General features: G+C 34.9%; 29 protein-coding genes. 19 read left to right on the top strand and 10 right to left on the bottom strand.

Annotated elements, in window-relative coordinates; translation table 11 throughout:
• Positions 1-48: 48 nt before the first annotated feature.
• Positions 49-624, bottom strand: a complete 576-nt coding sequence (locus MTX13_RS09450; RefSeq protein ID WP_250434373.1) for a DUF4331 family protein — start codon at positions 622-624, stop codon at positions 49-51.
• Between the two features lie 19 nt (positions 625-643).
• Complete coding sequence (locus MTX13_RS09445) at positions 644-1,291, bottom strand: DUF4331 family protein (protein ID WP_250434371.1); 648 nt, start codon at positions 1,289-1,291, stop codon at positions 644-646.
• A 147-nt stretch (positions 1,292-1,438) separates the two neighbouring features.
• Between MTX13_RS09445 and MTX13_RS09440 the strand changes: the two genes are divergently transcribed.
• Entirely contained in the window at positions 1,439-2,611 is a 1,173-nt protein-coding gene (locus MTX13_RS09440) for an LETM1-related biofilm-associated protein (protein ID WP_250434370.1), read from the top strand.
• Positions 2,612-2,617: 6 nt separating this feature from the next.
• Here the strand turns inward: MTX13_RS09440 and MTX13_RS09435 are convergent, their stop codons facing one another.
• Genes MTX13_RS09435 through MTX13_RS09415 form a run of 5 tightly spaced genes read right to left on the bottom strand, consistent with a single transcriptional unit; the run spans position 2,618 to position 6,027 of the window.
• The gene (locus MTX13_RS09435) at positions 2,618-3,373 is read right to left on the bottom strand and encodes a LytR/AlgR family response regulator transcription factor (RefSeq protein ID WP_250434369.1); all 756 of its coding nucleotides are present in this window, start codon (positions 3,371-3,373) and stop codon (positions 2,618-2,620) included.
• Between the two features lie 34 nt (positions 3,374-3,407).
• On the bottom strand, positions 3,408-3,737 hold the full coding sequence (locus MTX13_RS09430; protein WP_250434368.1) for a 2TM domain-containing protein: 330 nt from the start codon (positions 3,735-3,737) through the stop codon (positions 3,408-3,410).
• 1 nt (position 3,738) lies between these two features.
• Positions 3,739-4,050: a 2TM domain-containing protein gene (locus MTX13_RS09425; RefSeq protein ID WP_250434367.1), complete on the bottom strand. Its 312-nt coding sequence runs from the start codon at positions 4,048-4,050 to the stop codon at positions 3,739-3,741.
• Entirely contained in the window at positions 4,050-5,381 is a 1,332-nt protein-coding gene (locus MTX13_RS09420; RefSeq protein ID WP_250434366.1) for a 2TM domain-containing protein, read from the bottom strand. The genes MTX13_RS09425 and MTX13_RS09420 overlap by 1 nt, the downstream gene beginning before the upstream one ends.
• Positions 5,382-5,403: 22 nt before the next feature.
• Positions 5,404-6,027, bottom strand: coding sequence for a tetratricopeptide repeat protein (locus MTX13_RS09415; RefSeq protein ID WP_250434365.1), 624 nt, complete (start codon positions 6,025-6,027; stop codon positions 5,404-5,406).
• A 205-nt stretch (positions 6,028-6,232) separates the two neighbouring features.
• On the opposite strand from MTX13_RS09415, the gene MTX13_RS09410 reads away from it, so the two are divergent.
• Positions 6,233-7,465 carry an alpha/beta hydrolase-fold protein gene (locus MTX13_RS09410; RefSeq protein ID WP_250434364.1) on the top strand — a complete coding sequence of 411 codons (1,233 nt, stop codon included), beginning with the start codon at positions 6,233-6,235 and terminating at the stop codon, positions 7,463-7,465.
• Here the strand turns inward: MTX13_RS09410 and MTX13_RS09405 are convergent.
• Positions 7,462-8,190 (bottom strand): energy transducer TonB, encoded by a 729-nt coding sequence (locus MTX13_RS09405; protein WP_250434363.1) that lies wholly within the window; start codon positions 8,188-8,190, stop codon positions 7,462-7,464. The genes MTX13_RS09410 and MTX13_RS09405 overlap by 4 nt on opposite strands.
• Positions 8,191-8,344: 154 nt before the next feature.
• Here MTX13_RS09405 and MTX13_RS09400 point away from each other — a divergent pair, with 154 nt between their 5' ends.
• The 15 genes from MTX13_RS09400 (at position 8,345) to MTX13_RS09330 (ending at position 21,214) form a co-directional block, all read left to right on the top strand.
• The gene (locus MTX13_RS09400; protein ID WP_250434362.1) at positions 8,345-8,746 is read left to right on the top strand and encodes a hypothetical protein; all 402 of its coding nucleotides are present in this window, start codon (positions 8,345-8,347) and stop codon (positions 8,744-8,746) included.
• 640 nt (positions 8,747-9,386) lie between these two features.
• Positions 9,387-9,953: a hypothetical protein gene (locus MTX13_RS09395; protein WP_250434360.1), complete on the top strand. Its 567-nt coding sequence runs from the start codon at positions 9,387-9,389 to the stop codon at positions 9,951-9,953.
• A 157-nt stretch (positions 9,954-10,110) separates the two neighbouring features.
• Entirely contained in the window at positions 10,111-10,350 is a 240-nt protein-coding gene (locus MTX13_RS09390; RefSeq protein ID WP_250434359.1) for a ribbon-helix-helix domain-containing protein, read from the top strand.
• A complete protein-coding gene (locus tag MTX13_RS09385) occupies positions 10,343-10,630 on the top strand; it encodes a type II toxin-antitoxin system RelE/ParE family toxin (protein ID WP_250434358.1) in 288 nt (95 codons plus the stop codon). The genes MTX13_RS09390 and MTX13_RS09385 overlap by 8 nt, the downstream gene beginning before the upstream one ends.
• 577 nt (positions 10,631-11,207) lie before the next feature.
• On the top strand, positions 11,208-11,645 hold the full coding sequence (locus tag MTX13_RS09380) for a c-type cytochrome (RefSeq protein WP_250434357.1): 438 nt from the start codon (positions 11,208-11,210) through the stop codon (positions 11,643-11,645).
• A 252-nt stretch (positions 11,646-11,897) separates the two neighbouring features.
• Positions 11,898-12,845, top strand: coding sequence for a hypothetical protein (locus tag MTX13_RS09375; RefSeq protein WP_250434356.1), 948 nt, complete (start codon positions 11,898-11,900; stop codon positions 12,843-12,845).
• A 189-nt stretch (positions 12,846-13,034) separates the two neighbouring features.
• Entirely contained in the window at positions 13,035-13,526 is a 492-nt protein-coding gene (locus tag MTX13_RS09370; RefSeq protein ID WP_250434355.1) for a VOC family protein, read from the top strand.
• 218 nt (positions 13,527-13,744) lie between these two features.
• Positions 13,745-14,263 (top strand): RidA family protein, encoded by a 519-nt coding sequence (locus tag MTX13_RS09365; RefSeq protein ID WP_250434354.1) that lies wholly within the window; start codon positions 13,745-13,747, stop codon positions 14,261-14,263.
• Between the two features lie 166 nt (positions 14,264-14,429).
• A complete protein-coding gene (locus MTX13_RS09360) occupies positions 14,430-14,840 on the top strand; it encodes an STM3941 family protein (protein WP_250434353.1) in 411 nt (136 codons plus the stop codon).
• 224 nt (positions 14,841-15,064) lie between these two features.
• The gene (locus MTX13_RS09355) at positions 15,065-15,829 is read left to right on the top strand and encodes a DUF6090 family protein (protein WP_250434351.1); all 765 of its coding nucleotides are present in this window, start codon (positions 15,065-15,067) and stop codon (positions 15,827-15,829) included.
• Positions 15,830-15,962: 133 nt separating this feature from the next.
• Positions 15,963-16,973 (top strand): hypothetical protein, encoded by a 1,011-nt coding sequence (locus MTX13_RS09350; protein WP_250434349.1) that lies wholly within the window; start codon positions 15,963-15,965, stop codon positions 16,971-16,973.
• A gap of 152 nt (positions 16,974-17,125) precedes the next feature.
• Positions 17,126-17,632 carry a cupin domain-containing protein gene (locus MTX13_RS09345; RefSeq protein ID WP_250434348.1) on the top strand — a complete coding sequence of 169 codons (507 nt, stop codon included), beginning with the start codon at positions 17,126-17,128 and terminating at the stop codon, positions 17,630-17,632.
• A 129-nt stretch (positions 17,633-17,761) separates the two neighbouring features.
• On the top strand, positions 17,762-18,169 hold the full coding sequence (locus MTX13_RS09340) for a putative quinol monooxygenase (RefSeq protein ID WP_250434347.1): 408 nt from the start codon (positions 17,762-17,764) through the stop codon (positions 18,167-18,169).
• 227 nt (positions 18,170-18,396) lie between these two features.
• Positions 18,397-20,466, top strand: coding sequence for a prolyl oligopeptidase family serine peptidase (locus tag MTX13_RS09335; RefSeq protein ID WP_250434346.1), 2,070 nt, complete (start codon positions 18,397-18,399; stop codon positions 20,464-20,466).
• A 4-nt stretch (positions 20,467-20,470) separates the two neighbouring features.
• Positions 20,471-21,214, top strand: coding sequence for a sulfite exporter TauE/SafE family protein (locus MTX13_RS09330; protein ID WP_250434345.1), 744 nt, complete (start codon positions 20,471-20,473; stop codon positions 21,212-21,214).
• Here the strand turns inward: MTX13_RS09330 and MTX13_RS09325 are convergent.
• Positions 21,209-23,362: a TonB-dependent receptor gene (locus MTX13_RS09325; protein WP_250434344.1), complete on the bottom strand. Its 2,154-nt coding sequence runs from the start codon at positions 23,360-23,362 to the stop codon at positions 21,209-21,211. The two genes, MTX13_RS09330 and MTX13_RS09325, sit on opposite strands and share 6 nt — an antisense overlap.
• Before the next feature lie 134 nt (positions 23,363-23,496).
• Between MTX13_RS09325 and MTX13_RS09320 the strand changes: the two genes are divergently transcribed.
• Positions 23,497-24,156 carry a lysoplasmalogenase gene (locus tag MTX13_RS09320; RefSeq protein WP_250434343.1) on the top strand — a complete coding sequence of 220 codons (660 nt, stop codon included), beginning with the start codon at positions 23,497-23,499 and terminating at the stop codon, positions 24,154-24,156.
• 65 nt (positions 24,157-24,221) lie between these two features.
• On the opposite strand, the gene MTX13_RS09315 is transcribed toward MTX13_RS09320, so the two are convergent.
• Complete coding sequence (locus tag MTX13_RS09315; protein WP_250434342.1) at positions 24,222-25,502, bottom strand: NAD(P)/FAD-dependent oxidoreductase; 1,281 nt, start codon at positions 25,500-25,502, stop codon at positions 24,222-24,224.
• Between the two features lie 130 nt (positions 25,503-25,632).
• Between MTX13_RS09315 and MTX13_RS09310 the strand changes: the two genes are divergently transcribed.
• Complete coding sequence (locus MTX13_RS09310; RefSeq protein ID WP_223034134.1) at positions 25,633-26,127, top strand: RNA polymerase sigma factor; 495 nt, start codon at positions 25,633-25,635, stop codon at positions 26,125-26,127.
• Positions 26,128-26,131 lie beyond the last annotated feature (4 nt).

Raw genomic sequence — 26,131 nt, 5'->3', positions numbered from 1 at the left:
AAAAAAAAAAATCAGAGCACACAGAACGCATGCTCTGATTACATACTCCTACCAAGGGGCTGCTAGGTAGGGAAACGAGGTTAAGAACGGTTTATCGTTAGCATCAACGTTATCATTGGACAACGTTGGGTTTTCGCTAAAGTCTTCACCTCCAAAAATTAATAGTAACTCAACTGTAATTACATCGTCTGCCAAAGCGCGACCGGTAAGTACATTGGTCCCATCATAAAATGTTGTTGTTCCGTCTAAAGATAAATTCAGCACATCTGTAGCCAATAATGTTGTGAATGCAGCGGCATCCTGTCCAAGGGCGTTCATATCTCCAGGGTTTGCAAAAGCTGGACTTAAAGCCTCTAAATTGGTTTGAAACATATTTTGGAAATCTGCATTTTGCTCTGATGGAATTGTAGTATTAAACATATTTTTACTATCGCTCGAAACAAATACTGTGTTTACCGCTGGCCTACCCATTTGATCCTGTTGTATGTATACTCCAGAAAAATCAGGTTCATTATTTCCATCTCCACCAGTATTTGGTGTAAAATCATCATCATTTGAACAATTAAAGCACAAGGCTGCAATTGCTATTAGGGTTAACGTGTTTTTTATATTCAAAATTTTCATAATCTAAGTCTTTAATGTTTTATTGTTTTCTTTTTGATTCTACCCAGGTGTTTACAGTTCCTGAACCGCCAACCATGGATTTAGGCACCTCAACAACCACCGATAACACATTACTACCCGCAAATGTATCGCTACCTGGATTATCAAATCCAGAAGCATTTCCGGCTATAATATCACTGTATTGAGCAAAATCCATAAAGAAAGGATCATCGCGAGGTCCTGCAAAAAATTTCATACCAGCATTGTCCTCTGTAACAGGCGTCATTCTTGTAGAAATATCAACACTTGATTGTGTTGCGCTTGTTAGTATTATACTGTTTAATCCCGTTGAGTTAGGAGCCGCTGGTCCAAAAAAGTACATTTTACCATCTCTTGGGATTGCTTGAATAACGAGATCTTCAACATTATCTTGATCGGTATCAATGTTGAATTCAATAAGTACATTTTCATCAAAGGCAGCATTTTCGGTTGCTCCCGGTGCCAATAACCCTTGAAGGTTCGCTACAAACACAACATTGTCTGTATCCTCTGCCTGAAAGGCGTAAAAGTCGGTAATATCACTTGTACCACCTGATACTGCAGGCGCATCTATATGATCGGCTGCTACTAATAGGAAACCAGCAATTGCAATAATGCCTATTCCCAAATAAATTTTCATGTTTTTCATAATTTTGAGGTTTTTGTTAATTAATTTTTGACTCTCACACCTACCTACGGAAAAACACCTATAGTGGTTTTGTTAAAGTTTTGTTAATGCCAAAAACTCTTTTTCTTATGGATATAAAAATTATCTTTACTTCATAAAATTCACGGTATGAATCCATCGGCAAATGGCTGGATAAAAAAATTACTGAAAGACCAAGTACTCATTGAGCGCATACATGAGATAGCGGTTACTCCATTCTATGAGGCCTTAAGGTCTAGTGGTTTTATATATGGTAGCAATATTATGGTTATTGGTAACCTGATTAAGAATGACGATTTTACCAATGAAGAAATTTGCAAAATAAACTTTTTAATAGCTTTTTATTATACGTACCATATTTCAGGCAGCAAACACGACTTTACGCATAGTGTTATTGACTTTTACACTCAAATCAATGCCCATAAAACCACTTTTTTTTCTGAATTACTCGGAGAAAAGAAGTCCAATGGTTTATTGGAAAAAATTATTCATAAGCGCATACAGATTGATGACAACATTATAGACAAAAGCTTTAACTACTTTATCACCAATGCTCTTTTGTTTACAGATATATTAGCCTATAAAACATTCTTGGAACGCAATGAAATTTCTGAATCCTATATTCAGAATTTTGAGTCTTCAATTGAAACCATTGTCATGGAGGCCCTAAATGCCAAAGTTGAAAAAAGTGACTATGACCATAGCTTAATCAACCTATTTGAGCAATCCTTACGCTACCAACATATCCATAAAATAAGCTATGCTGAAGCCATTGCTAATATTAAAACACCAGAAGAATCGTATTACATAATTGATATAGCCTGTATGGCCACTTGGGGTGATTCGGTTATTGATAAGGACGAGAAAAAATTTCTAAAACAATTGGGCACCGATTTACAATTGGACAACAAGAAAGTTTTAGCTGCCATGGAATCTATAAACGTCTTTTACGCCAAGCATAAAGATAAGATAGCGTTATTAAGTTCTAAAAACATTGTAAAGACTTTTTACGACAACTCCAGTAAAATGGTTACTAAATTAATTTCTAGAAATAGTAAGCGTTTGCAGAGGGAGTTGCGTGAAAGTAAAGAGCTTATGAAACTCTTGACCAAGTCTACAATTCGGGATTTAACCGAAGACGAGCAAAAAAAGGTTAACGACCAATTACTCGATATTTTTAAGTCTATACCTAGCCTGGCTATTTTTTTACTACCAGGTGGCGCTTTGCTGCTCCCTATAGTCATAAAGTTTATTCCCAAGTTATTGCCATCGGCATTTGATGATAATCGTATAGAAGAGTAATACTATTTATTCCAACCAGTTTTTAAAATCTTTTACACGTTCTCGAGCAACAATTACCTCTTGCCCATTGAATGTTTTCAGTTTGATTTGTAATCTGGAGTTGGTATAGCTTATTATATCTTGGATGGCATTGATGTTAACAAAAAACTTACGGCTTATTCTAAAAAACGTTTGTGGTTCCAACTCCTCTTCCAACTGCTCTAAAGTATGGTCTATAAGGTAATTTCTACCATCGACCGTATGCAAATATGTTCCTTTGTTTTCACTGTAAAAACATTCAATATCATCAATATTCACCAGCTTTAAATGGTGACCTATTTTTACTGAAAACCGTTTTTTATACTCACGCTCAATGGGGTTGACCAATAAATTTTTAATATCACTAAAATCTAAAGTTACTTGTTTATTAACCGGAAAGTTGTCGCGGTATTGATGTATTGCTTTTTCAAGTTCGCTTTCGTCAATAGGTTTCAACAAATAATCTATACTATTTAATTTAAAAGCTTGCAAGGCATATTCATCATAAGCGGTTGTAAAAATAATGGCTGATTTAACGGCAACAGATTCAAATATTTCAAACGAGAGCCCATCGCTTAACTGAATGTCTAAAAATATTAAATCGGGATGCTGGTTGTTTTGAAACCATTCAATAGACTCTTCTACCGAATGCAACAGCGTATTGGCCTGAATATCCAATTTATCCAACATACGTTGTAAACGCCTAGCTGATGGTTTTTCGTCTTCTATAATTATTACGGTCATTACTTTTTAAATTTACTAATAAATTGATTTTATGTTATTCCCATTTCTGGTTTTCCTTATCAAGTAGTTCCTTGATCTTTCGGTTTTCCCATTTTTTTGAAAATGATATGTTTTTGCCAAAAACTAAAAACCAGTGCGAAAGTATGCCAACACCCCAAAATACAGCCATAGCTACCTGACCGTAACCCATTCCCCAAAAACCATATTGGGTATAGCTGGACATTTGGTTGTAATACAACAAAATCATTATCCAAACCAGATTGGTAACCAGATATATAAACACATGCACATAAAAGCCTTTTATTTCTTTTACTCTTTTTTCTGCCTTATCCTGTTGGTAGGGTTTAAACGCATCCTGTTCCATATCAACTCCAGTGTTTTTTATCGCGGTCCATAATTTCTTTAATCTTGCGTTCCTCCCAGTTTTTTCCCAGTACAAAATCAGGTAGAAAAACTGATAGGCCATGTACTGCTAGTCCCAATCCCCAAAAGAACAGGGTAAAAAAGTTCTTATATTGAAAATAACTTTCTCCTGGTTCCAAGTTTTGAACGTTGATAATGACAATCATTATATTTATAACCACATACACCAATAGGTGTGAGTAGAACCCTTTTATTTTCTTAACACGTTTTTTAGCGCGTTCCAATCGTTTTTGTTGTTCGAATGCCGTTTCCATTAGTTCCAGTTTTTACGTTGATTTTCTTTCTCTAGAATTTCTTGAATTTTACGCTCTTCCCAGTTTCTGCCATATCCAAAAACGCCAAAAGCATGAAATACAATACCCATTCCCCAGCCCAAAATAGGAAACCAAAACCATTGAAAATCCCATGATGTTCTATAATTAATAAAAATTAAAAAGGGGATTACTACCATAAAAGAAATGACATTGCCATAGAAACCTTTTATTTCCTCTACCCGTTTTTTAGCTTTATAGTAAGCCTCTTCTTTACTGTTTGAATAATTTGATTCCATAATTGATATTTGTTTTGTAAGCATTGGTATTGCTACTGCAAAACGGTTTGCTTGTTGATTGATGTTTACTTTTCTATTTGTTAATAATTGGTAGCGTTGCATAATATTACTTAAACCTACACCACTACTCTTTTTTACAATTTGTTTGGGCTGAAAATTGTTTTCTACAATTAAGTCGCCATGGTCTTCATAAATTTTAATGTGTAAGGGCTTACTGGATGTTACCGTGTTATGTTTTACCGCGTTTTCCAGTAACAATTGTAATGACAAAGGCACTACCTTACTTTCTGGATTTGATGCTTTTTTGGGTATTTCAAAAACAATGCTATCTTCAAAGCGCATTTTAAGGAGCATCATATAGGTTCGGGCAAAGTCCAATTCCTCATCTACCGAAACCAAGTCCTTGTTTTTTTGTTCCAATACGTATCGGTACACTTTGGATAAGGCTGTTGTAAACCGCTGCGCGTTATCTGGGTTTTCATCAATTAAACTGGTTAATACATTTAAGCTGTTAAACAAAAAATGAGGGTCTAACTGATTTTTTAAGGCATCGAACTTGGCACTAGCTGTACCAGCAATAACTTTTTGTTCCTTTATTTTGTTCTGCTGATACTTATTGTAAAAGTAAATGATGTGAAATACGATTACGATGCTTAGGGTAATCCACAGTCCAAATTGATAGGCTCTAAAGGTTTCGTGCTCTAAAAACTGTTGAAATGTATTACCAAAATAATACAATGAGGTTCCCATGCGAAGCAAAAACAATCCCATTAAGGTAATACCTACTGATCCTACGATACCTATTGTCAACCGTTTAATCCTGTCAGTCTTCTTCCAATTAATAGACTCTAAATACCCAAAGAAGTACATATTGGAATACCCCAACACAAATGTATATAGCTGATAGAACAAAAATTCAATAAAAAAGTCGGTTGTACTTTCAAATTCGAAACCATCTGAAATGAAGTTTCCAATTATAAAAACACCAACTCCAATACAGAAGGTGATAACAATATTTTTCACATGTTTGTTCATAGGTATCTATCTGCTTAAAGGCTTATTGTTTACATTCTGCCAATACTTGTTCGGCACGTTCTTTCCCCCAATTAGGGGCAAAAGGTGATTCCGGTTTAAAGTTAGTGAAAAGTTCTATGGATTTTTCAATGTCCTTACAATATGGTGCTGTATCGTTACCAAAGTATCGTGCACTTCCCATTTCCCATTCTGCCTTATTGTAAACCACTCTGGGATTGTTAGGAGCTATAGTATAGGCTTCGCTATAAATTCCTGAAACAATGCCGCCATATTTCATGCCATAAGTTGCGCCATCGTAAGCCACCCAATTGGTATATATGTGGGCTTGCATGACCATAATCTCGGGGTTTTTAGGGCTAATGGCCTTGGCCTGATCTATATAGTTTTGGGCCTTGTCCAATTGTGCCTTTAATACATTAATATCTTTTTCCTCCCAGCTTTTTAAGCTATTAATCTGTGCCACGTAATAATAAGGCAACCATTCGTCTTTTTCAGCATTAGCTATACGTTCAAAAAGTTGTTCGGCTGCATTCATGTCTCCAGATTCCCAAAGTGCAAAGGCCTTTTGCATTCCTTTTTCAAATGGTGTTTGTGCCTGCACTGTTAATGCTACTAGGGCAAATACGGTTAGTAATAGTTTTTTCATAATTCGAGTTTTAAAAATATATTGTAACTGTTCGTTTAAATTGATAGGACAAATATCTACACCATTTACAGAGAAATAAAATAGAATACACCGAACTGTTATTTTTTCATGATGAAATGTTAAATATAATCTATTCGCCATTAATTTTCTTTACTTTAATGGTATCAAATCGACCATGAAAGCCTTCGTTTAAAATACTTAAGCCATGAAATCCCGTTTATCTATTGCCCTTTTATTCCTGTTTTTTGTACCATTTACTTTTGCACAACATATAGATTATGGAAAAATCAATATTGGGTCTATAGATACTATTTCATCTCAAATACTGAATGAAGACCGTAGACTTTGGGTTCATGTACCCAATACAGAGCCTAATTCTGGAGAGCGTTTTCCTGTTGTGTATTTGTTGGATGGCAGTGCGCACTTTCCGTCTGTGGTTGGTATGATACGTCAATTAAGCTCCATTAATGGTAATACCCTTATACCCAAAATGATAGTAGTTGGTATTCCCAACACTAACCGTATGCGTGACTTAACACCTGTGGCCGATGGCAGCATGGGTGCCTTAAACGTTACTGGTGGTGGCGAAAACTTTATTAAGTTTATATCTGATGAGCTTATGCCCTACATTGATGAAACCTACCCTACAACACCTTATCGGTTATTTATTGGTCATTCGCTTGGTGGATTAACTGTGTTACATACCCTTTTAAACCACCCAGACTTGTTTAATGCCTATATTGCTATTGACCCAAGTTTGTGGTGGGCCCATTCTGATTTACTCAACAAATCTAAAGTACTCTTAAACCGCAACAATTACAGTGCGGAAACCGTATTTGTGGGTATTGCCAATACCATGGCACCTGGGATAGATGTCAACACTGTTATGCAAGATACTACAGGTACTACGCAACACATTCGCGATATCTTGGAATTTTCTACTCAAGTTGTTCCCAATAGCAGTAGTAGATTGGCATTTGATTACAAGTATTATAATGATGACTCCCATGGCAGTGTCCCTTTAATTAGCACGTATGACGGTTTGCGGTATATTTTTTCCTGGTATGATATGGGCGACATTATTCCGCGAATTATGGAAGACGATATAACCACGGAACGTATTATAGCCGCTTTTGAAAACCATTATGCAAGGGCCTCACAAAAAATGGGCTACACATTATTGCCACCAGAGGCCGTTATCAATCAGTTAGGCTATGCCTTTTTACGCCAAAACATGAACGACAAATCTGAAGCTTTTTTTAAGCTGAACGTTAAAAACTATCCCAACAGTTCTAATGTTTACGATTCGTTAGGTGATTATTATACGGCTGTTAACCAAACCGACAAGGCTATTGAGGCCTACGAAAAAGCCATGTCCACCAATGGCGGAAATGGCTATTCGCAAGCTAAATTAGATGCTTTAAAAGCAGGAAACTAATTTTGTATTTTAAAATGTATAGGAATACTATAAGGTACTTTTACAGGTCTTCCGCGCTGTTTGCCAGGCTCCATGGTTGGCAGCAAACTAATAATGCGGTATGCTTCTTCCTCTAATTTTTTGTCTGGGCCACGTGTTTTAATATTGCTCACGTTACCATTAGCATCTACAGCAAACAATACAAATACTTTACCATGCACACCCATTTCCAGTGCAGACTCTGGGTACTTAAAATGCTTTTTAATATGCTCGTTCATTTTTAGGGCAAAGCAATTACGCAGTTCTGTATTGTTTTTCCCTTTACATCCTGGGAAGATGGGTACGTTTTCTACAACAGAAAACGGTACAGACACTTCTTCTTCCACTTCTTCTACTGCTACATCAGACACTTCAATAGGGTCGGCGATTTCATCGTCTTGGTCTGTTTCAGAGCTTTCAATAACCGTTTCTTCTATTTCCTCGGTATCTTCAACAATAGTTATAACATCAGGAGCTGCAGCGGCTGGTGGCGGTGGTGGTGGCGGTGGTGCCTCTAAATTGGTTATTGGAATATCTTCTTCAATTTCTTCGCCTATATCCAATATTTCCATTGCAAAATCGTCTTTTTCGTAGGATTTGTATTCTAAACCACGCCATGTAAAGAACAGCATGATATTTAGGCCAATAGCAAAGTAGATGCTGCTATTTCTACCTATTTCCAGATTGGGATTCTTTTTAGTTTCCATAATATTGCTATTTACTGACTTAAAGTTAGTTAGCATTTAAGCCAAAAACTATGATATAAGTCATGTTTATCCTATAGGCCTTTGGGTATTAGTATTTTGTTAACGGTAAGGTGTGTGTTCTTTTAATACATTAGTAAGCGAAAAACGTATAACCATGAAACACTTTGTACTTATTTGTTTTGCTTTGGGTTTAAGTATGACCGGCTTTGCCCAAAACGACACCAAGCTATCATCTGTAGATTTTGTTGCCGTACTTAACAACAACCATGCAGAAACCCTGTACTACTATGAAAACAATTGGAAAGCCTTACGGGAGGCTGCTTTGACAAACGGTTATATTGCCAGTTACCAACTGTTGGAAATTGAACCCAGTGAAGTGACACCCTACACCTTTATTTTGATTACCACCTATGCCAATGCTACGCAATATGAAAACCGAGAAGCCCATTTTGAAGCGTTAATTAAAGCCTCTGGTGGGTTAAAGCTACTGAACGCTAAACAGCCCAAGGATTTTAGGCAGGTGGTGCATGGGCAGGATCCTGTTAAAAACCATTAAGGAACCGTATTACACCTCCTTTACCCCTAGCAACCGATACAGATAGGTTTGGGTTTAACCTGAAGGTTGGTAAAGAGCCTACGATGAACCCAACCACCTAGTATTATTTAAAGTTGCTTTTTTTGTTTGTGCCATTTTATGCTGTTTTTGCCGTTTTATATCATTTTTGTTGAATAGGCTATTGCATACACTATCCATACTTAAGCCATACTTAAGCCATACTTAAGCTATACACGCACCTTATTTTTAGGTCGTATTTTGTAGGAATTATCACGGGTTGGCCTGAAGGAAACCTTAAGGAGGCCTTAATAAGACCTAACGCAGACCTTAAAGAGCTATTAGCTAAATTACGCACCCGTACGTATAGGTTAAATAGCAAGAAATGGTTAGTTTTGAAGTTATTAACTTTATTCGCCCTATATGGGTGTAAAAGCACTCTTATAGGGATAAATATAATGGGAATAAACACCACTGTGTTTATCCAATTGTTGCCATCAATATGAAAAAACCGACAGTATTCTTAATCAATCTATTTTGTTTTATGAACATTTATTCTCAAAATGATTCAATTAGGACAATTGATTTCAGTACTGTTGAAAAAAAACTTTTAGCTACGACTGAATTGAATCTAAATAATAATTTGAAATGTGATTTTAAAATAATTGATTCATTACATTTTTATGAAAATTCCCTTAAAGAAGACTTGCTAACTGCTGACTATAAAAAGGATTTTGAATTGCATATGGGTGACAGAAAATCAATTTTTAAGTTTGAATGTAAAGAAAAAATTGTTGGAGCGTGCTACCAATACAATGGATATTCTGAAAATGCTGAAGTTCATATAATTTCAAAATGTAGAGATGTATGCGAATTATATTTAATTGATTCATATAGTGGCTCAACTCTATCCGTGGCTTCTGAATTTGATGGAGGTTCTTATCCAATTTTTTTACCAGGATATATGATTCTTTACTCATCTTGTTATGATGATAGTTTTGAAAAATACTACGAGTATCGCTCAATTATAGATGTTTATAAAATGAGCAGTACAAATGAGTTGGATAAAAAGTTCAACTATATTGGTAGTATCAATTCAAAAAATTGGTCAATCCAAGAAATATATCAATCAAATACTGAAAATTCATTTATGATGAAGATTTTTGACAAACAGAATGAATTTGATTATATTGAAATAACTATTGAATAAAAAATACTGTTGGCAACAATGGCTATAACTAATTGCTTGTTCTCGCCTACTTCTGAAAATCCTCGTGGATTTTCCGCAACGAGCCATACACAAAACCGTAGGCTACAATTTGGAAATGATGCGAATTTGGTGTATGTTTACATCAAACTATTAGATTATGTCGAGACAAAGTATATCATTTACAAAGCCAAACGATGAATGGCTAAAATCTCAAGTAGATAATAAAGAATATTCAAGCAAAAGCGAGTTAGTTAACGATTTGATTAGACAAGCACGAAAACAGCAAGTTCAAATTGACTGGATTCGAGCTAAAATTGAAAAAGCTGAAAATAGCGGATTTACGAATGACAGCAAAGAAAATATTTTAGCTCAATCAAAGTCTTTGCTAAATGGCTAAATACAAACTGACAAACGAAGCGAAAAATGACTTGATTCGGATTCACCATTACGGAGTTAAAAAATTCGGAATGCCCCAAGCGGACAAATATTTTAAGTCTTTTTTTGAATATTTTGACATTATTGCTGAACGACCTTTTTCTTTTGAATCTGTTGACTATATAAAAAAAGGTTATAGGCGTTGCGTATGTGGAGTTGACAGTATTTACTATAAAGTAAATGAAAATATTGTTGAAATAGTAACAATAGTTGGAAGACAAGATTTGAATGAAAAACTATAATGGAAATAAAAACGCACTACAACAATTTATAACTGCATTTATCCGCGGAAAAGCTATTTTAAATTTATGAGCTCATGAATCTTACAAGTTCGATTTGCTAACATCTGTGCTTAACCAAAAAATATTAACTTTAATCCACAACTGACGGTTATACGAAACCGTTCTACGCAATTTGACCAACCAATGAACAAAGGATTAAAATATGGACTTCTGATTTTCGGAATTGTAATAATTACAGTTGTCGGATTTATTGGATTTGGACTATACTCAATGGAAATTTAAGACCATTATGGAGATTATCAAACCATTTATTACAGGTCAAAAAATTCGGATATAATCGTAAATGAAGAAACATCTGAATTCGGAATTGTTGGAAAGAATTGGATAAGGTTAAATGTTTTGACTAAAGAAAAAGTTTGGACCGATTTATACACATTTGCGAGTAAGGCAAGTTACTATTCAAACATAAAAGTATATCGACCAAAAACAGAGATAGAAAAAACAAAAAGAATGAATTTCAGCGATATTCAAAAACTGATTGGGGAAAACAAAATTGAATTAATACTTGAGCATCAGAATGAATAAACTAATCAAGAAATTATGGAAAATCATTCTCGGATTTTCTATCCTTGCGAGTGTCTTGATTTTCGGAATTCTTTACATCCTAAAAGTTAACGGAATTACTGAATTTGATTCAGACAAACCAAAATACGAGCCTTTAGTTTCCAAAGACGATGAGCGAACACCTGAATTTGAAAAAGGTTTAGAAATATTCCTAAATGACTGTCGAAAGTGTCACGTTACAAAAGGACGACTTCATAATTATTTAGATGGAATTGTAGATAAAGTTGGAGTTGATTATTTAAAATTATACATAACAAAACAAGATTCGTTAACCGAAAATAAAGACAAGTACGCTTTAGCAATTAAAGAAGAATGGGGAAACCAAGCGAACAGTCATAATTTCAAATACTCGGAAAATGAATTGAATTTATTAATAGAATATTTAAAATAAAAACTGCGTAGAACAACGTGTATTGCTCATTGCGGCTGAATTCCTTAATCGGAATTCATTGCAATTTGCTATCTTTCGGTTCACGGCGGAAAATCCTAGCGGATTTTCACGCAACGAAACCATAGCCAAAACCGTTGCCAGTAATTTGACCAATCCACAATTTTATGTGTTCACTCAATCAAATGGACTATTCACTCATTTGAATTTTATATTTTAAAACTTCATTTCTATGTTTGACCTATAAATTAAACTATGAAAAAACTAATATTAGTTTATTTTCTGCTAACTACATCAATTATTTTTGGCCAAAAAATTACCATAAAAGGAACAGCTATTAACTCTAAAATTAATAGAATCCCTGTATTTGTAACATTGAATGATACTATTAACAAATATGATAACAGTAGGGATTTTAATCAAGACAAATACGAATCCTTATTTTTAGATAAAAATTATAACACTTGGACAAACAAAAAAAACAAATTCAAAATAAGAGCAAAACTCACAGACTCATTAACTTTTAGTTCGCCGAGTCAAATTTCTGAATCATATCTTGTTTCTGATTTGATTTCAAAAGATAAAATCATAATTCAACTAAAAACAGAGCCTTGTAAAGAATATATTGCTTGTGAAGATAATGAGCCTAAATTATATGTTTTTATAGGGAAAAAGTTAACTGTCAACTATGGAGGCAGTGATAATTATTGTGATGTAATATCAATGTCCACAAAATATAATGCTCATTATAAAATAATTGAAAATTTATATGGCGGCTATCAAAATGATACAATGAAATTTGTTGCATATGAGCACGGAGGAAATGGAGATGCTAGTTTTGCCGAAAACGAGTATGTTATACTATACGTTGCCGAATATTGTGGAAAACTAATTAAGTTAAGATACCTAGATAATGAAGTATATAAAGCAAAAAATGGAAAATGGGCTACACCATTCAAAAAGCTCAATTATAGAAAACTAGATTCTGTAAAAATTAAACAGCCAGAAATCATTGAATTTGAAAAAGACCTTATATTTAAATTTGGCAGAGGAGCAGATTCAATATGGCTTGAGAGAAAATATCCAAAACCATATTATCAAATTAAAGGAGTTAAAGCTAAAGCTATCTATGGCTACTATGCAAATGATATTTTAGAGATAATGAAAAAGACTATTTTGAAATCAAAGGGATTTTTCGAATAAAAAAACTACTGGCAACAGCGTATATAATTTATTGCTAGTTATAGCCTACTTAAGAAAATTTGCCAGCGTACAGTTCGCACTTTGTGCTCGTGTCTTGCGGATTTTCTATTCGGTTTTTATTTACTAAATTACGTTCTTAAACCACGTAACTAACATATAGAAACACGTTGGCAACAATAAAAAGAACTTATGAAAAACAAAGTGCAAAAGAATGTATTATTCATTTTATGCCTAATCATTACTTCTTCATATTCGTTTGGACAATCTATTAAGCCTCATACAATTGGAATAGTAGTTAGCGATATTGAAAAATCCACAGATTGGTATGAAAACCTTTTGGAACTGAAACTTTATAAAGAAATGGCTTTTCCTGAATATGACAGTCTAAAAATTAACTTTCTGAAAGGAGAATATTTTCAGCTTGAATTAATGGAAAAAAAAACATCTTTCATAATTGATGAATATGTTGCTGATTACAATCTAAACAACAAACCTTTAATTGGATTTTCTAAAATCGCATTTTCTGTTCCTGATATTGCTTCGATTTATAAAAAAATTAAAGAAATGAATGTTACAGAAGTTTTAGGAATTACAGAAGACAAAGAATTTAATTTGAGGTATTTTATAATTAAGGATTTAGACGAAAATGTAATACAGTTCATTGAACAAAAATCTGATTAAAAATACTGTGCCAACAACGTGCATAATTCATTGCTTCTGATTTTCATCATTAGAAAATCCTCGCGCTGAATTATTGCCTGTAATTTTTAATTAAATTAGTTGCTGAAACACGCAACTACTCTTAGCCAAGACCATTGTGCTTTATATAGAAAGACGAAACTCAATAAATAACGGGAAAGCCGAAAACCGACCAATGTAGGCAATAAACAATCAGAATTATGAAAAAACTAACCAATCAATTAACTTTTCTCGCAACACTCTGCGTATTGATTTATGCATTTCAAAGCTGTGAACAAAAACCAAAGGAAGTAACTAAAGAAGTGAAAAAAAAAGTAATAGTTGAATCTGAAAAACCTGAATATTTTCTCTTGCGTCCAGAGGTAGAAAAAGCTTACGGATATTCCCACGCTGTGAAAATTGGAAATAGCATTAAAATTTCTGGAGCAGTAAGTATGGACGATGACGGAAATCCAACTGCGGTTGGCGATATAGAACAGCAGATGAAAAACTGCTACGCAGATTTGGAAAGCATATTAAAACACTTTGGTTGCACATTTGACGATGTGGTAAAAGAAGATATTTTTACAACAGATATGGCCCAAATGCTCGAAAAATCAGCTTATCGAGCTGAAATTTATAAAAACGGATTTCCAACTGGTACTTGGCTTGAAGTAAAAGGATTAGCATTGCCTGAATTTATGGTAGAAATAGAACTTGAGGTACATAAATCGGAATAAAAGTACGAACACAAAACAATAGCTACAAGTAACCTGCCAGAGAACGACTCTTTCGGGCTAATTGCTTGTTCTTGCCTAATCCTGAAAATTTGCTAAAGTCTGACCAAAAAAATAATAACTTTATTCCCGCTACTGACGGTTATACGAGAACGTTGGGAACACTATTATGAGCACTCAATCTGAAAATATAATCTTCAAACTCAACAAACTAAAAATCTTCTTTGTAACAATAGGTTCGTTACTATTTGTTTTAGGAGGAATTGGAATGCTATATGCTTGTGGATTAAAATTTAATTTCAGTACTCTCTTACCACAATCAATCGGAATATTAGCTATTCTTTTTTTTGGAATGACTGGTGCTTTCGGAATAATTAAATTATTTGATACAAATCCTGGATTAATTATTAATCGCAATGGAATTTATGATAATTCTAGCGTAATTGGTGGTCAATTAATCAAATGGAAAGATATTGTCAGTTATGAATTATCTCTTGTTAATCGATCAAGCTTCATACAAATATTTGTCAAAAACCCAAAAGAATATTTAGACAATGTAAATTGGTTTAAACGGTTTTGATGCGATTAAATAATAAGTTTTATGGCACTCCATTATGTGTTTCTCCAAATTTTATTAAAGGTGATTTGGTTGATTTAGCAAAAACAATTCGAAATGAATCAAATAAATACGGTGTACAACACCTTGCATAGCCCATTGCAACTGAATTGCTTCGCCAGTTCGTTGCACTGGTATCCTAAATGGGAATTAAATAATTATTCTAACTTTAGAGAAACAACTAAACAATGATTAAGTTCTTTAGAAAGATTCGCCAACAACTACTATCAGAAGGAAAAACCAGTAAGTATTTTAAATATGCCCTAGGTGAGATTGTGCTCGTTGTAATTGGAATACTGATTGCCCTTCAGATTAATAACTGGAATGAAAACCGAAAAAATAGAATTACAGAAGCAGACTACTACTGTAGAATTTTAGACGATTTTGAACTCAATGAAAAATTAATTGATGAAACAACCGAACTCACAACTTACAAAATTAAGCTTTGTAAAGCGTTGCTGTTAGATTTAAACAACATACCGAATAACAGAAGTGACATCCTTAACAAATTTGTATTGGCCTTAAGACAAGATGTTTTTGTACCCAGTAATATTGCTTTTGAAGATATAACATCTTCAGGACAATTAAAGCTGTTAAAGGATTTAGAACTTAAAAATAGGCTTATACAGCATAGTACATTTTTGAACAATATTTTAAATCTACTTCAAGAAAATAGGGATGTTATTCTTGACCGAATGAGTGATTTTGAGTTAATATCTGAATTTGGATATCAAGATATTGATTATCTTCAGCGAGAGCTTGACGAAAAACATATTGCCCTTTTGCCAAAAAACAATTGGACAAATGAACCTGATAATCCCATATTTTTAAAGTTTCAGGATAATCTTGTTGTGTATATAGCTATGCTGATAAGACAGAAACAGCATTTAGCTAATTTAAAGACCGAAATGCAAGAACCTATAGCTTTATTAAACCGTAAAGCGTGTAACTAACCAATGGACAACAGCATATACTTTTTATGGTTTGTTGGTTTTATGCCGAAAATTCTACAAGATGTTGGAAGTTTAGCAAAAATAGATTTTCGCGTAACGAGATATACAGTAAGAATTAGATATTAAATAATTAATGGACAAATTAATAAGGTTACATAAGAATGTATTAATTATTGGAATACCCCTGTTGATTATTGGTATGATGATACTTATTACAAAATCATCCGTTTTTGAAGAATACCCAAAGAGCCTATCGACTGCAATTACATTTGATTTGTTGCTAACCGTACCCTTTATTTACTATCTGCTTATTAGAAAAACACGTGTTCCAAAGATAACTGTAGTACCGCTTTTAGTTATTGGAATGATAGTCTGTGCTTTAATAATTCCACCACAAAACCAATACTATCTTGAACTTTTTAAGACTTGGGTATTTCCTGTTATAGAAATCGCAATAGTATGGTATATAATTTACAATGTTAGCAAAGCCCTAAAGCAATATAGACTGGTAAAAAAAGAAAGCGCTGATTTTTTCACGACATTAAAAGACACCTGTGCAGACCTACTTCCTAAAATTGCAATTATTCCATTTGTAACAGAAATTGCCGTTTTTTACTACGGATTTATTTATTGGAAAAAAAGAAGACTAAATGACAATGAATTCTCTTACCACAAAGAAAGCGGAACAGTAAGCTTGCTTATTGCAATAATGCTTATTATAACAATAGAAACAGTGGTGCTCCATATTCTTCTGGCTAAATGGAGTATTGTTGCCGCTTGGATTTTAACGTGCTTAAGTACATATTCTATAATCCAGCTTTTTGGATTCTTAAAATCAATGTACAAAAGACCTATTTTAATTGAAAAAGGCAAACTGTTTCTTCGATATGGAATTATGAACGAAACAATTATTGATTTAAAAAATATTAAAAGCATAGCGGTTTCATCAACAGATATTGAATTAAACAAGGAAACTAGAAAGTTATCGTTTTTAGGAGAGCTGGAAAGCCATAATGTTATTATTAAATTACATCAAGAAAGTATACTATTTGGACTCTATGGAATTAAACGCCAATACAAAAATCTAGCATTGCACGTTGATAAAAAAAATGAATTTGTAAACCGATTAAAAATGGACTTATAACACTGGTAGTATGCCATTGCTAGCACTCATCAGTCTCTAAAAATCTTATAAAGGCCATGACAAGAGCTGATTTCTATTCGGTTTTATTTGCTAACTTATGAGGCTTAACTCAACCCATATTATATTCAGGGTTCTTGAAAACACCATTAAAGATGAAAAACGCTATTCATGATTTAATTTCTAAATTAGATTTAAAACCTCACCCAGAAGGTGGTTTTTTTAAAGAGACTTATAGAAGCAAAGGGGTAATTGACGAAAGTCATTTAGGTGCTTCTTACACAGGAAAAAGAAACTATTCAACATGCATTTATTTTTTATTGACTTCAGATAATTTTTCGGCATTTCATAGAATCAAGCAAGATGAAATCTGGCACTTTTACGATGGTTCGCCTATTGACCTTCATGTAATATCAGAATCAGGCGTATATCATAAACATGTTATTGGAATAGATATTAAAAATGGAGAAGTTCCGCAATTTGTTGTTCCTGGAGGAAGTTGGTTTGCTGCTGAAGCGATAAACCAGAATGCTTATGCTCTTATTGGTTGTACTGTTTCGCCTGGATTTAGTTTTGAAGACTTTGAGTTAAAATCGAGAGACGACTTGATTTCTTTGTTCCCTGACCATAAAGAGATTATATCTCGATTAACCCATTTTTAAATATAGTGCCAACAATGTTGACCATATGTTATTAACCAAAAATTACGTAAATTAAATTCGTAACTGGTGGTATCAGCACATCATTGGCAGAAAGTTTAAAACACAACACCAAATAATTTATTGATAAATATGGAAATAATTAAAGTTAAACGTCTTGTTGTAATGTTACTAGCTTTTACCCTAGTTCTAATAGGATGTCAATCATCAGAAAACAACAGAGATAGCAGTATTAATCAAAATACTATTGTTATTTTAAAATTTAAAACTCAACCAGAAAAAGGCTTAAAGGCTCTGGAAGAATTTAACAGTCTTATTGAAAAAGTTAGACAAGAACCCCATTTTGTTAAAATAAAGATTCATGTGGACTCCAAAGACGACACAAACATTTTACTTTACGAAGAGTGGGAAGATCAGGATTATTATAACACTGAACATATGGAAACGGATTATATGAAAGCATTTATGGCTAATTCGGTTAACTTTTTAGCAGGTCCGCCAGAAATTACTTTTTGGAAGCTTGAGAACGTATTTAACTAAACAAACATCTTGCTCTTGCTTTCCTCCTTTTAACAATTTTAGGACAACGTTTTAGGGTCCTTCCTTCAGGACATAAAAGCTCTTGGCGAGTATAGGATTTATAAAACAAGTCGCTTATAAAACTATAAACATTTCTTTCATTAACTCCCTATTTGGTGTAATTATTTTTTTGTTTTTGCCTACACCTTTTATTCGTATCTTTAAAATCCATTAAAAACCAACACCTTATGAAATCCTTATTACTTTCCGGACTATTATTATGTATGAGTATGAGTTTATATGCCCAAGACGACCCGTATTTGTGGTTAGAAGAGGTTGATGGCGAAAAAGCCCTTGACTTTGTAAGCACCCAAAACCAAAAAACGATAGATAAGCTTACCAGCACATCCTATTATCAAGATATTTACGATAAGGCCTTGGCCATTTACAATTCTACCGACCGCATTGCTTACCCAACAACCTATGGTGATTATGTATACAATTTCTGGAAAGATAAAGACCATGTACGAGGTATTTGGCGTAGAACCTTACGCAGCGATTATTTAAGCGGAAACCCTAACTGGGAAACCCTTTTGGATATTGATGCGCTTTCGAAACAAGATGATGTAAAATGGGTATACAAAGGTGCCAGCGGTTTACACCCAGACTATAACCGATTTTTGGTACGCCTGTCCAAAGGTGGTGGCGATGCTGTGGTTACCAAAGAGTTTGACGCAAATACCAAACAATTTATTGAAGACGGTTTTTATATTCCGGAAGCCAAAGGGAATTCTGCATATGTACACCAAAATACTATACTAGTTGCTTCCAATTTTGGCGACAATACCATGACCACATCGGGATACCCCAACCAAATTAAACTGTGGAAACGCGGTACAGCATTAAAAGATGCCAAGCTTATTCATGAAGGCAACTCAACCGATGTAGGCTCTTGGGGAGCGGTTATGCGCGATGGAGAGAAAAGCTATGTTATGGCGTACCAAGCTATTACCTTTTACACCCGAAGTGTAAAAGTATGGCACAATAACAGCATGGTGACGCTAGATATTCCTGATGATGCCGCACCCAGTGGTATTTTAAATAATCAGTTGATTTTAGATTTAAAGTCCGATTGGACAGTTGCTGGACAAACCTTTAAACAAGGTGCCATAATAAGCTTAAACATGACTGATTTATTGGATGGTAAGCACACAGTACATGCAATTTATCAACCCGATGCCTATTCCAGTGTTTCTGGTATTTCTACTACCAAAAACAAATTGCTTTTAAACCTGTTAACCAATGTAACAAGCAAATTATACATTTATTCGTTTAATGCTACAGCATGGACTAGTGAGCAGGTTAAAGCACCAGATTATGGTAATTTATCGGTAGTAGACACTGATGAACTCTCTGATGCTTATTTCTTTCAGTTTGAAAATTTTCTAACACCTGAAACCCTTTACAGTGCCAATGCCCAAGACAATACGGTTAAAGCCTTCCAATCGTTACCAGCCTATTTTGATGGTAATAAGTACAAAGTGAAACAATTTATGGCCACCTCAAAAGACGGCACCAAAATACCGTACTTTGTGGTAGGCGCCAAGGATATGCCTATTAATGGTAGTAATCCTACCCTATTAAATGCCTATGGTGGTTTTGAGGTATCGCGAACGCCTTTCTATTTGGGTTCTATGGGTGAAAACTGGCTAGAAAATGGTGGCGTATATGTATTAGCCAATATTAGAGGTGGTGGTGAGTTTGGACCTAAATGGCATCAAGCTGGCTTAAAGGAAAACAGACAACGCGTATATGACGATTTTCATGCTGTTGCCGAAGACCTTATAGCCCGAAAGGTGACTTCTCCTGAACATTTGGGCATTATGGGTGGCAGTAACGGTGGCCTATTGGTAGGCGTTGGTTTTACACAACGCCCAGACCTTTATAATGCTGTGGTATGCCAAGTACCGCTATTGGATATGAAACGCTATAACAAACTATTGGCTGGTGCTAGTTGGATGGGCGAATATGGGAATCCAGATATTCCAGAGGAATGGGCTTATATAAAGCAATACTCACCATACCAAAACGTCCACAAAGACACTGATTATCCCGAGGTATTTTTCTATACTTCAACCCGCGACGATCGTGTTCACCCTGGACATGCCCGTAAAATGGCGGCCAAAATGTTGGATATGGGCCACCCTATATACTATTATGAAAATACCGAAGGTGGTCATGCCGGCTCTTCAACCAATGAGCAACGTGCTAAATCGAGTGCCATGGGATTATCATACTTATTGATGAAACTGAAATAATAGCGTGCGTGACATAAGCTACATCTTTCTGTTTCTAGCTTTAATTGCTGAAATAGTTGGTACTATTGGTGGTTTTGGTTCATCGGTGTTTTTTGTACCTGTTGCCAATTTCTATTTCGATTTTTATTCAGTTTTAGGGCTTACTGCCCTGTTCCACTTGTCCAGTAATTTGAGTAAGATTTTCCTGTTTCGTAAAGGATTGGACAAAAAACTATTAGTGAACATTGGGATTCCATCAGTGGTGTTTGTTATAATAGGCGGGTTTTTATCGAAGTATTTAGATAGCAGGTACCTCGAAATTTTTCTAGGTGTGTTTTTGGTGGTCTTTAGTTTGTACTTTTTGATTAAAAGCAAAGTGATTGTACTACCCAACAAAAAGAATGCTGTTATTGGTGGTACACTTTCCGGATTTTCGGCAGGCTTGTTAGGTACTGGTGGTGCGATAAGAGGTTTGACCATGGCCGCTTTTAACTTGGAAAAGAGTGTGTTTATTGCTACGTCGGCCTTTATAGATTTTATGATAGACTTCTCCAGAACTTTTGTTTATTACCAAAATGGTTATATACAAGGCGACCTCTTGACGTATGTGCCTTTTTTGTTTGTCATTGGGCTTGTAGGCTCGTACATTGGTAAAAAGATTTTGGTCTATATCCCTCAAACAAAATTCCGAGTTATTTCATTGGTTTTGATACTTCTGATTGGCTTGGTAACTATAGGTCAGTTGGTGATTAAGCATGACGTTCTATAAGTTGTCCAATTGGTTATCGGTTTTGTTTTCGCTAATCGTCCAAAAGAAGCCAATAAAGAAGAAGCTATCTGCTGCTGGTTTTAAGGCTCGACTGTTGTAATACCCATTACTATCTGGCATATTGGCAAATTGATATCCATTGATATTCTGTGTGCCCAAGACATTGTTAACCGATAGATACAATATTTTTTGCTGGGTAATTAAATAAGCCCAGTTCATGCTTATACTGTTGTAGTTTTTTGTTGTTTGGTTTAAAAAACCACCCAAATTAGGATCGGTATACGTGCGGCCAGTTGCAAAAGTATAGCTTATGCCTACCTGACTTTTCCAGTCATCAATCCAATATTTCCCTACAATAGATAGGTTGTGCGTATTGGCAAAGCTTGGCGTTGCCATTTCGGGGAAGTTTTGGTAATCACGTTCGGTATCTAAATAGCTATAGCTTACCCAATAGTCCACATTATTAATGCTTTTATTATCGCGCCAAAACAAATCGAGACCTTTAGCATATGCAGAGCCATTGTTGGTATAATTACTATTAAACATGGTAAACTCGGTATCGTATTTTACCAAATCGTCATAATTTTTATAGTAGGCCTCGGCTCTAAAAATCTGTCCTTCACGATTTAACTGGTAATTTAGAATATAGTGCTGGGTATTTTCGGCAACCAGATCTTGATTGAACTTTAAAATACTGCTATTCGGGTTTTGGTAGAAATTACCATAGGCCAGGGATATTTGGCTGTTTTGACCTGTTTTGTAGGCCAAAGCCATGCGTGGTGATAGGGTAAGCTGCTTAAATAATTGGCTATACTCCAAGCGCAAACCGGCCTTTAAAGCTAATTGTTTCGAGAAAATTATATCGGCTTCGGTGTATCCTGCAGCAATGTTGTTATTAAAACCGTAATTAATAGCTTCGGTAAATGGATTACGGTAGTTTTCGTTAAAATCGGTTGCAAAATATTCGGCACCAAAGTTTAGCTTAAATCGGCTACTAAAGCGTCGTTTAAGCTTGAGCTTGGCATGAATAGAGTTTTCTGTATCTACAATATTATCCGTAATATATTGTGTATCGGTCTTGGCATATGTATAGCTCATACCTCCAAAAATAGACCACGTATCTGTTAACATGCCACGATACGAGCCGTTAAAATACAGATTGCTATTGTTTAATTTGGTATATACCCCTTCAGGAAAATTAATATCCTCTTGTGTTAAGGCAAATCCACCAGCATCAAAAGCGGAATAGAGTTTTAACATCCCTGAATTGAACTTTCGTCTAAAAACGGCTTCGCCAGAACCTCCGTAGAAGGGCTTATCCCAATCATTTCTATCGGGAAACAAAGCAATGTAAGGCGCTAGATTAATATAAGAGCCGTTAACACTCAATGAGCTGTTCTCCCACTTTTCGGTATGGCCTAAAGCTGCACCAACACTCATAATACCTATATCGGTTTTCTCCTGATCGGGTTCTTCAATGGTATTCAGCAATAAGACACTGGACAATGCCTGACCGAATTCAGCCGAATAACCACCAGTAGAAAAGGTTATGCCATCGAACAAAAAAGGTGAATACCTACCCCGTGTTGGTATATTGTTGGTTGTTGGTGTGAATGGTGTAAACACACGAATGCCATCGATAAAGATTTGGGTTTCATTGGCATCACCACCACGTACGAACAATCGGCCATCCTCGGCTACGGTAGCTGTTCCAGGCAAAGTTTGTAAGGCACCTACAAAATCACCTAAAGCACTTGCTGTAGTAACAACATCCAGGGGTTTTAAAACAGAAACCTTACTATTATCTCCCGCTTCAAATGTTCCGGCCGAGATTACTACCGTATCTAAAGCATTAACATCATCGCGCAGTTTAATTGTTATCTTATTAAATACACTGACATCTGCCAATTTCTGATAGGTTTCAAAAGACAAAAATGAAACCACAAGGGTTTGGTTTCCTGTTTCTTCTGTTTTAAACGAAAAAGAGCCCTTTTCATCAGAAGTGGCTCCATCGTAAGTGCCTTCTAAGTACACATTAGCGCCTTCAATAGGTAGATTTTTGGAATCGACAACAACTCCTGATATTTCAGTTTGGGCAATACCCATAGCCACGCAAAACACACATAATAGGTTGGTTAGTATTTTCATTTTTGATTGTTTGTTACTGTTCGTTTCAATTGATGCCCCAAAATTGCGGTATTGGCTTAAATCACCAAACTAAAACACACCGAACTGTCAAATTTTAATACTGAATTGCATATTTTTGATAGAAAAGATACATCATGCTAACCAAAATTGAAAAACTATTTGCCGCTTTATTTTGCATTCTACTTTGTTTTGAAATGATAACCGCTGAATATCATTCCTTTTTGCACTATTTTGCAAAACCCTCATTACTTATAGCCTTGTTGGTCTTTTATTATACCCAAAGTAAGCCCATACCTTTAGCTCTAAAACGACTCACTATTGGTGCTTTATTCTTTTCACTTTTAGGTGATATTGCACTCATGTTTGTCAATCAATCAGCTCACTTTTTTACGGCTGGATTGGCGTCATTTTTAATCGCGCATATCCTCTATATTTTTGTATTTCTAAAAGCTAGAAATCGCAGCAAATCACCATGGCTTTTTACCAGTATTTTATTAGTGTATGGCGTTGGATTATTTTGGCTTTTAAAAGACAATTTAGAGGCGATGCTTTTACCGGTATTTTTATATATGCTCGTTATACTAACTATGGCAACAACAGCATTTTTACGTGAAGGCCGTGTACCGAAAATCAGTTTTTATTTTGTGCTTTTGGGCGCTATTTTATTTTTAATTTCAGATAGTTTACTTGCTGTCAACAAATTTTACACCCCTTTGGCGTTTTCAAATATAAGTATTATGTTTACATACGCCTTTGCACAACTATTTATCGTTTTTGGACTACTAAAACAATAATAGATTTTATTTATAGTTTATATTCAAACAATTGTTTATCAAATACTTAAATGCGAAACATTAAACTATTGGTTTACCTTGTGAAAAGGACGGATAATTAAGCGTGCTGCTTTGTCAAAATTAATATAATTGTACACCCAATTAAAGAAAACCACCACTCTATTTCGAAATCCTACGAGTGCCATGAGGTGAATAAACATCCAAACGAACCATGCAAAAAAACCACCGAACTTTACCTTCCCTAAATCGACAACGGCTTTATTCCTTCCAATTGTAGCCATAGAACCTTTATCGTTATATTTGAATTTTTGCATCGGTTTATCAGCTATTAATCTTAAGATATTTTTGCCCAATAATTGACCCTGTTGAATTGCCGGTTGAGCAACTTGTGGATGTCCCTTTGGAAAAGCTTCGGTTTCCATATATGCGATGTCTCCCAAAGCAAAAACATTTGGATAATTTTCTACCTGATTATAGCGGTTAACCTTATACCTATTTGAACGTTCCATTAATGAATTTGCTGACAAGCCTTTTACCGGACTTCCTGTTACACCAGCAGCCCAAATTAAGGTTTCGGATTCCAACTCTAAATTGGTATTGGTTTCTACTTTTTTTCCATTGTATTCTTTAACCAAGGTATTACAATGCACATGAACCCCTAAATCTATTAAAAACTGTTTGGCTTTAACAGAAGCCTCTTCACTCATTGGTGGCAACACCCGATTAGCACCTTCCAACAAATGAATTTGCATGTCATTTGCATTTAAATCGCGATAATCACGTGGCACGATATGGTTCTTTAGTTCGGCAATAGCTCCCGCAAGCTCGACTCCTGTTGGTCCAGCCCCAACAATTACGAAGTTTAAAAAGGCTTTACGTTCCGCCTCTGTTTTAGCTATGGTCGCTTTTTCCAGATTCTGCAAAATTAAACTTCTAATATTTAGGGCTTGAGGAACCGTTTTCATGGGCATACTGTATTTTTCAACATCTGTATTACCAAAAAAATTAGTTTTGGTGCCTGTGGCCAACACTAAATAATCATACGTTATTTCACCTATTGTAGTTTTAATACGGTTATCGTCTGGCTCAATTTCTTCAACTTCGGCCAAACGAAAAAATGTGTTATTAGATTTTTTAATAATCTTTCGCAAGGGATAGGCAATGGAATCTGGCTCTAATCCCGAACTAGACACCTGATACAACAAGGGTTGAAAGGTATGGTAATTATGTTTATCTATTAAAACCACTTGAATGGGTTTGTTTTTAAGCGATTTTGCCAAATTAATGCCCGCAAAACCACCTCCAACTATAACTAGTCTTGGGAAATTGGACTTGGGAATATTCATACTAAAGACGTAAAAAAAGTGTGTTACAAAGATACAACATACCAATCTTAAAGACTATTTTTATGGAATATTTCAAATGTCTGTAACATTTTAAAATTTATGCTACTTATAGTGTAACTAAACCACCAATTTGAGCGAAGAATTAGAACATAGTTTTATCGAGCAACTTGAAAAGCATCAAAACATTGTGCATAAGGTCTGTAGGCTGTACACCAACAACCAAGATGCACATAACGATCTCTTTCAAGAGATTACCATACAACTCTGGAAAGCCTACCCAAAGTTTCGTGGTGATGCCAAGTTTAGCACTTGGATGTATAGGGTGGGATTAAACACTGCCATTACGCTTTACAGGAAGAAAAAACGCACTATTGACACACAGCAGTTTGACAATATTGAGTTTAAAATAAAAAGCGAAGAATATGATGATACAGAAGAACAACAGCTTAAATTGTTATACAGCGCTGTACATCAATTAAATGATATTGAAAAAGCCTTGGTGTTTTTGTATTTAGAAGATAAGAACTACCGGGAAATAAGTGAAACAATGGGTATTAGCGAAGTAAATGCTCGCGTGAAAATGAATAGAGTGAAAACGAAGTTAAAAACCATTTTAAATCCGTAATACT

The sequence above is a fragment of the Hanstruepera flava genome, assembly GCF_023634025.1.
GTDB classification, from domain to species: Bacteria; Bacteroidota; Bacteroidia; order Flavobacteriales; family Flavobacteriaceae; genus Hanstruepera; species Hanstruepera flava.
This window is presented reverse-complemented; position numbering and strand designations above follow the sequence as displayed.

Bases quoted from the DNA above. Each gene is read 5' to 3' on its own strand.
- MTX13_RS09450 (WP_250434373.1), bottom strand. From the start codon at position 624: ATGAAAATTTTGAATATAAAAAACACGTTAACCCTAATAGCAATTGCA.
- MTX13_RS09445 (WP_250434371.1), bottom strand. From the start codon at position 1,291: ATGAAAAACATGAAAATTTATTTGGGAATAGGCATTATTGCAATTGCT.
- MTX13_RS09440 (WP_250434370.1), top strand. From the start codon at position 1,439: ATGAATCCATCGGCAAATGGCTGGATAAAAAAATTACTGAAAGACCAA.
- MTX13_RS09435 (WP_250434369.1), bottom strand. From the start codon at position 3,373: ATGACCGTAATAATTATAGAAGACGAAAAACCATCAGCTAGGCGTTTA.
- MTX13_RS09430 (WP_250434368.1), bottom strand. From the start codon at position 3,737: ATGGAACAGGATGCGTTTAAACCCTACCAACAGGATAAGGCAGAAAAA.
- MTX13_RS09425 (WP_250434367.1), bottom strand. From the start codon at position 4,050: ATGGAAACGGCATTCGAACAACAAAAACGATTGGAACGCGCTAAAAAA.
- MTX13_RS09420 (WP_250434366.1), bottom strand. From the start codon at position 5,381: ATGAACAAACATGTGAAAAATATTGTTATCACCTTCTGTATTGGAGTT.
- MTX13_RS09415 (WP_250434365.1), bottom strand. From the start codon at position 6,027: ATGAAAAAACTATTACTAACCGTATTTGCCCTAGTAGCATTAACAGTG.
- MTX13_RS09410 (WP_250434364.1), top strand. From the start codon at position 6,233: ATGAAATCCCGTTTATCTATTGCCCTTTTATTCCTGTTTTTTGTACCA.
- MTX13_RS09405 (WP_250434363.1), bottom strand. From the start codon at position 8,190: ATGGAAACTAAAAAGAATCCCAATCTGGAAATAGGTAGAAATAGCAGC.
- MTX13_RS09400 (WP_250434362.1), top strand. From the start codon at position 8,345: ATGAAACACTTTGTACTTATTTGTTTTGCTTTGGGTTTAAGTATGACC.
- MTX13_RS09390 (WP_250434359.1), top strand. From the start codon at position 10,111: ATGTCGAGACAAAGTATATCATTTACAAAGCCAAACGATGAATGGCTA.
- MTX13_RS09385 (WP_250434358.1), top strand. From the start codon at position 10,343: ATGGCTAAATACAAACTGACAAACGAAGCGAAAAATGACTTGATTCGG.
- MTX13_RS09380 (WP_250434357.1), top strand. From the start codon at position 11,208: ATGAATAAACTAATCAAGAAATTATGGAAAATCATTCTCGGATTTTCT.
- MTX13_RS09375 (WP_250434356.1), top strand. From the start codon at position 11,898: ATGAAAAAACTAATATTAGTTTATTTTCTGCTAACTACATCAATTATT.
- MTX13_RS09370 (WP_250434355.1), top strand. From the start codon at position 13,035: ATGAAAAACAAAGTGCAAAAGAATGTATTATTCATTTTATGCCTAATC.
- MTX13_RS09365 (WP_250434354.1), top strand. From the start codon at position 13,745: ATGAAAAAACTAACCAATCAATTAACTTTTCTCGCAACACTCTGCGTA.
- MTX13_RS09360 (WP_250434353.1), top strand. From the start codon at position 14,430: ATGAGCACTCAATCTGAAAATATAATCTTCAAACTCAACAAACTAAAA.
- MTX13_RS09355 (WP_250434351.1), top strand. From the start codon at position 15,065: ATGATTAAGTTCTTTAGAAAGATTCGCCAACAACTACTATCAGAAGGA.
- MTX13_RS09350 (WP_250434349.1), top strand. From the start codon at position 15,963: ATGGACAAATTAATAAGGTTACATAAGAATGTATTAATTATTGGAATA.
- MTX13_RS09345 (WP_250434348.1), top strand. From the start codon at position 17,126: ATGAAAAACGCTATTCATGATTTAATTTCTAAATTAGATTTAAAACCT.
- MTX13_RS09340 (WP_250434347.1), top strand. From the start codon at position 17,762: ATGGAAATAATTAAAGTTAAACGTCTTGTTGTAATGTTACTAGCTTTT.
- MTX13_RS09335 (WP_250434346.1), top strand. From the start codon at position 18,397: ATGAAATCCTTATTACTTTCCGGACTATTATTATGTATGAGTATGAGT.
- MTX13_RS09325 (WP_250434344.1), bottom strand. From the start codon at position 23,362: ATGAAAATACTAACCAACCTATTATGTGTGTTTTGCGTGGCTATGGGT.
- MTX13_RS09320 (WP_250434343.1), top strand. From the start codon at position 23,497: ATGCTAACCAAAATTGAAAAACTATTTGCCGCTTTATTTTGCATTCTA.
- MTX13_RS09315 (WP_250434342.1), bottom strand. From the start codon at position 25,502: ATGAATATTCCCAAGTCCAATTTCCCAAGACTAGTTATAGTTGGAGGT.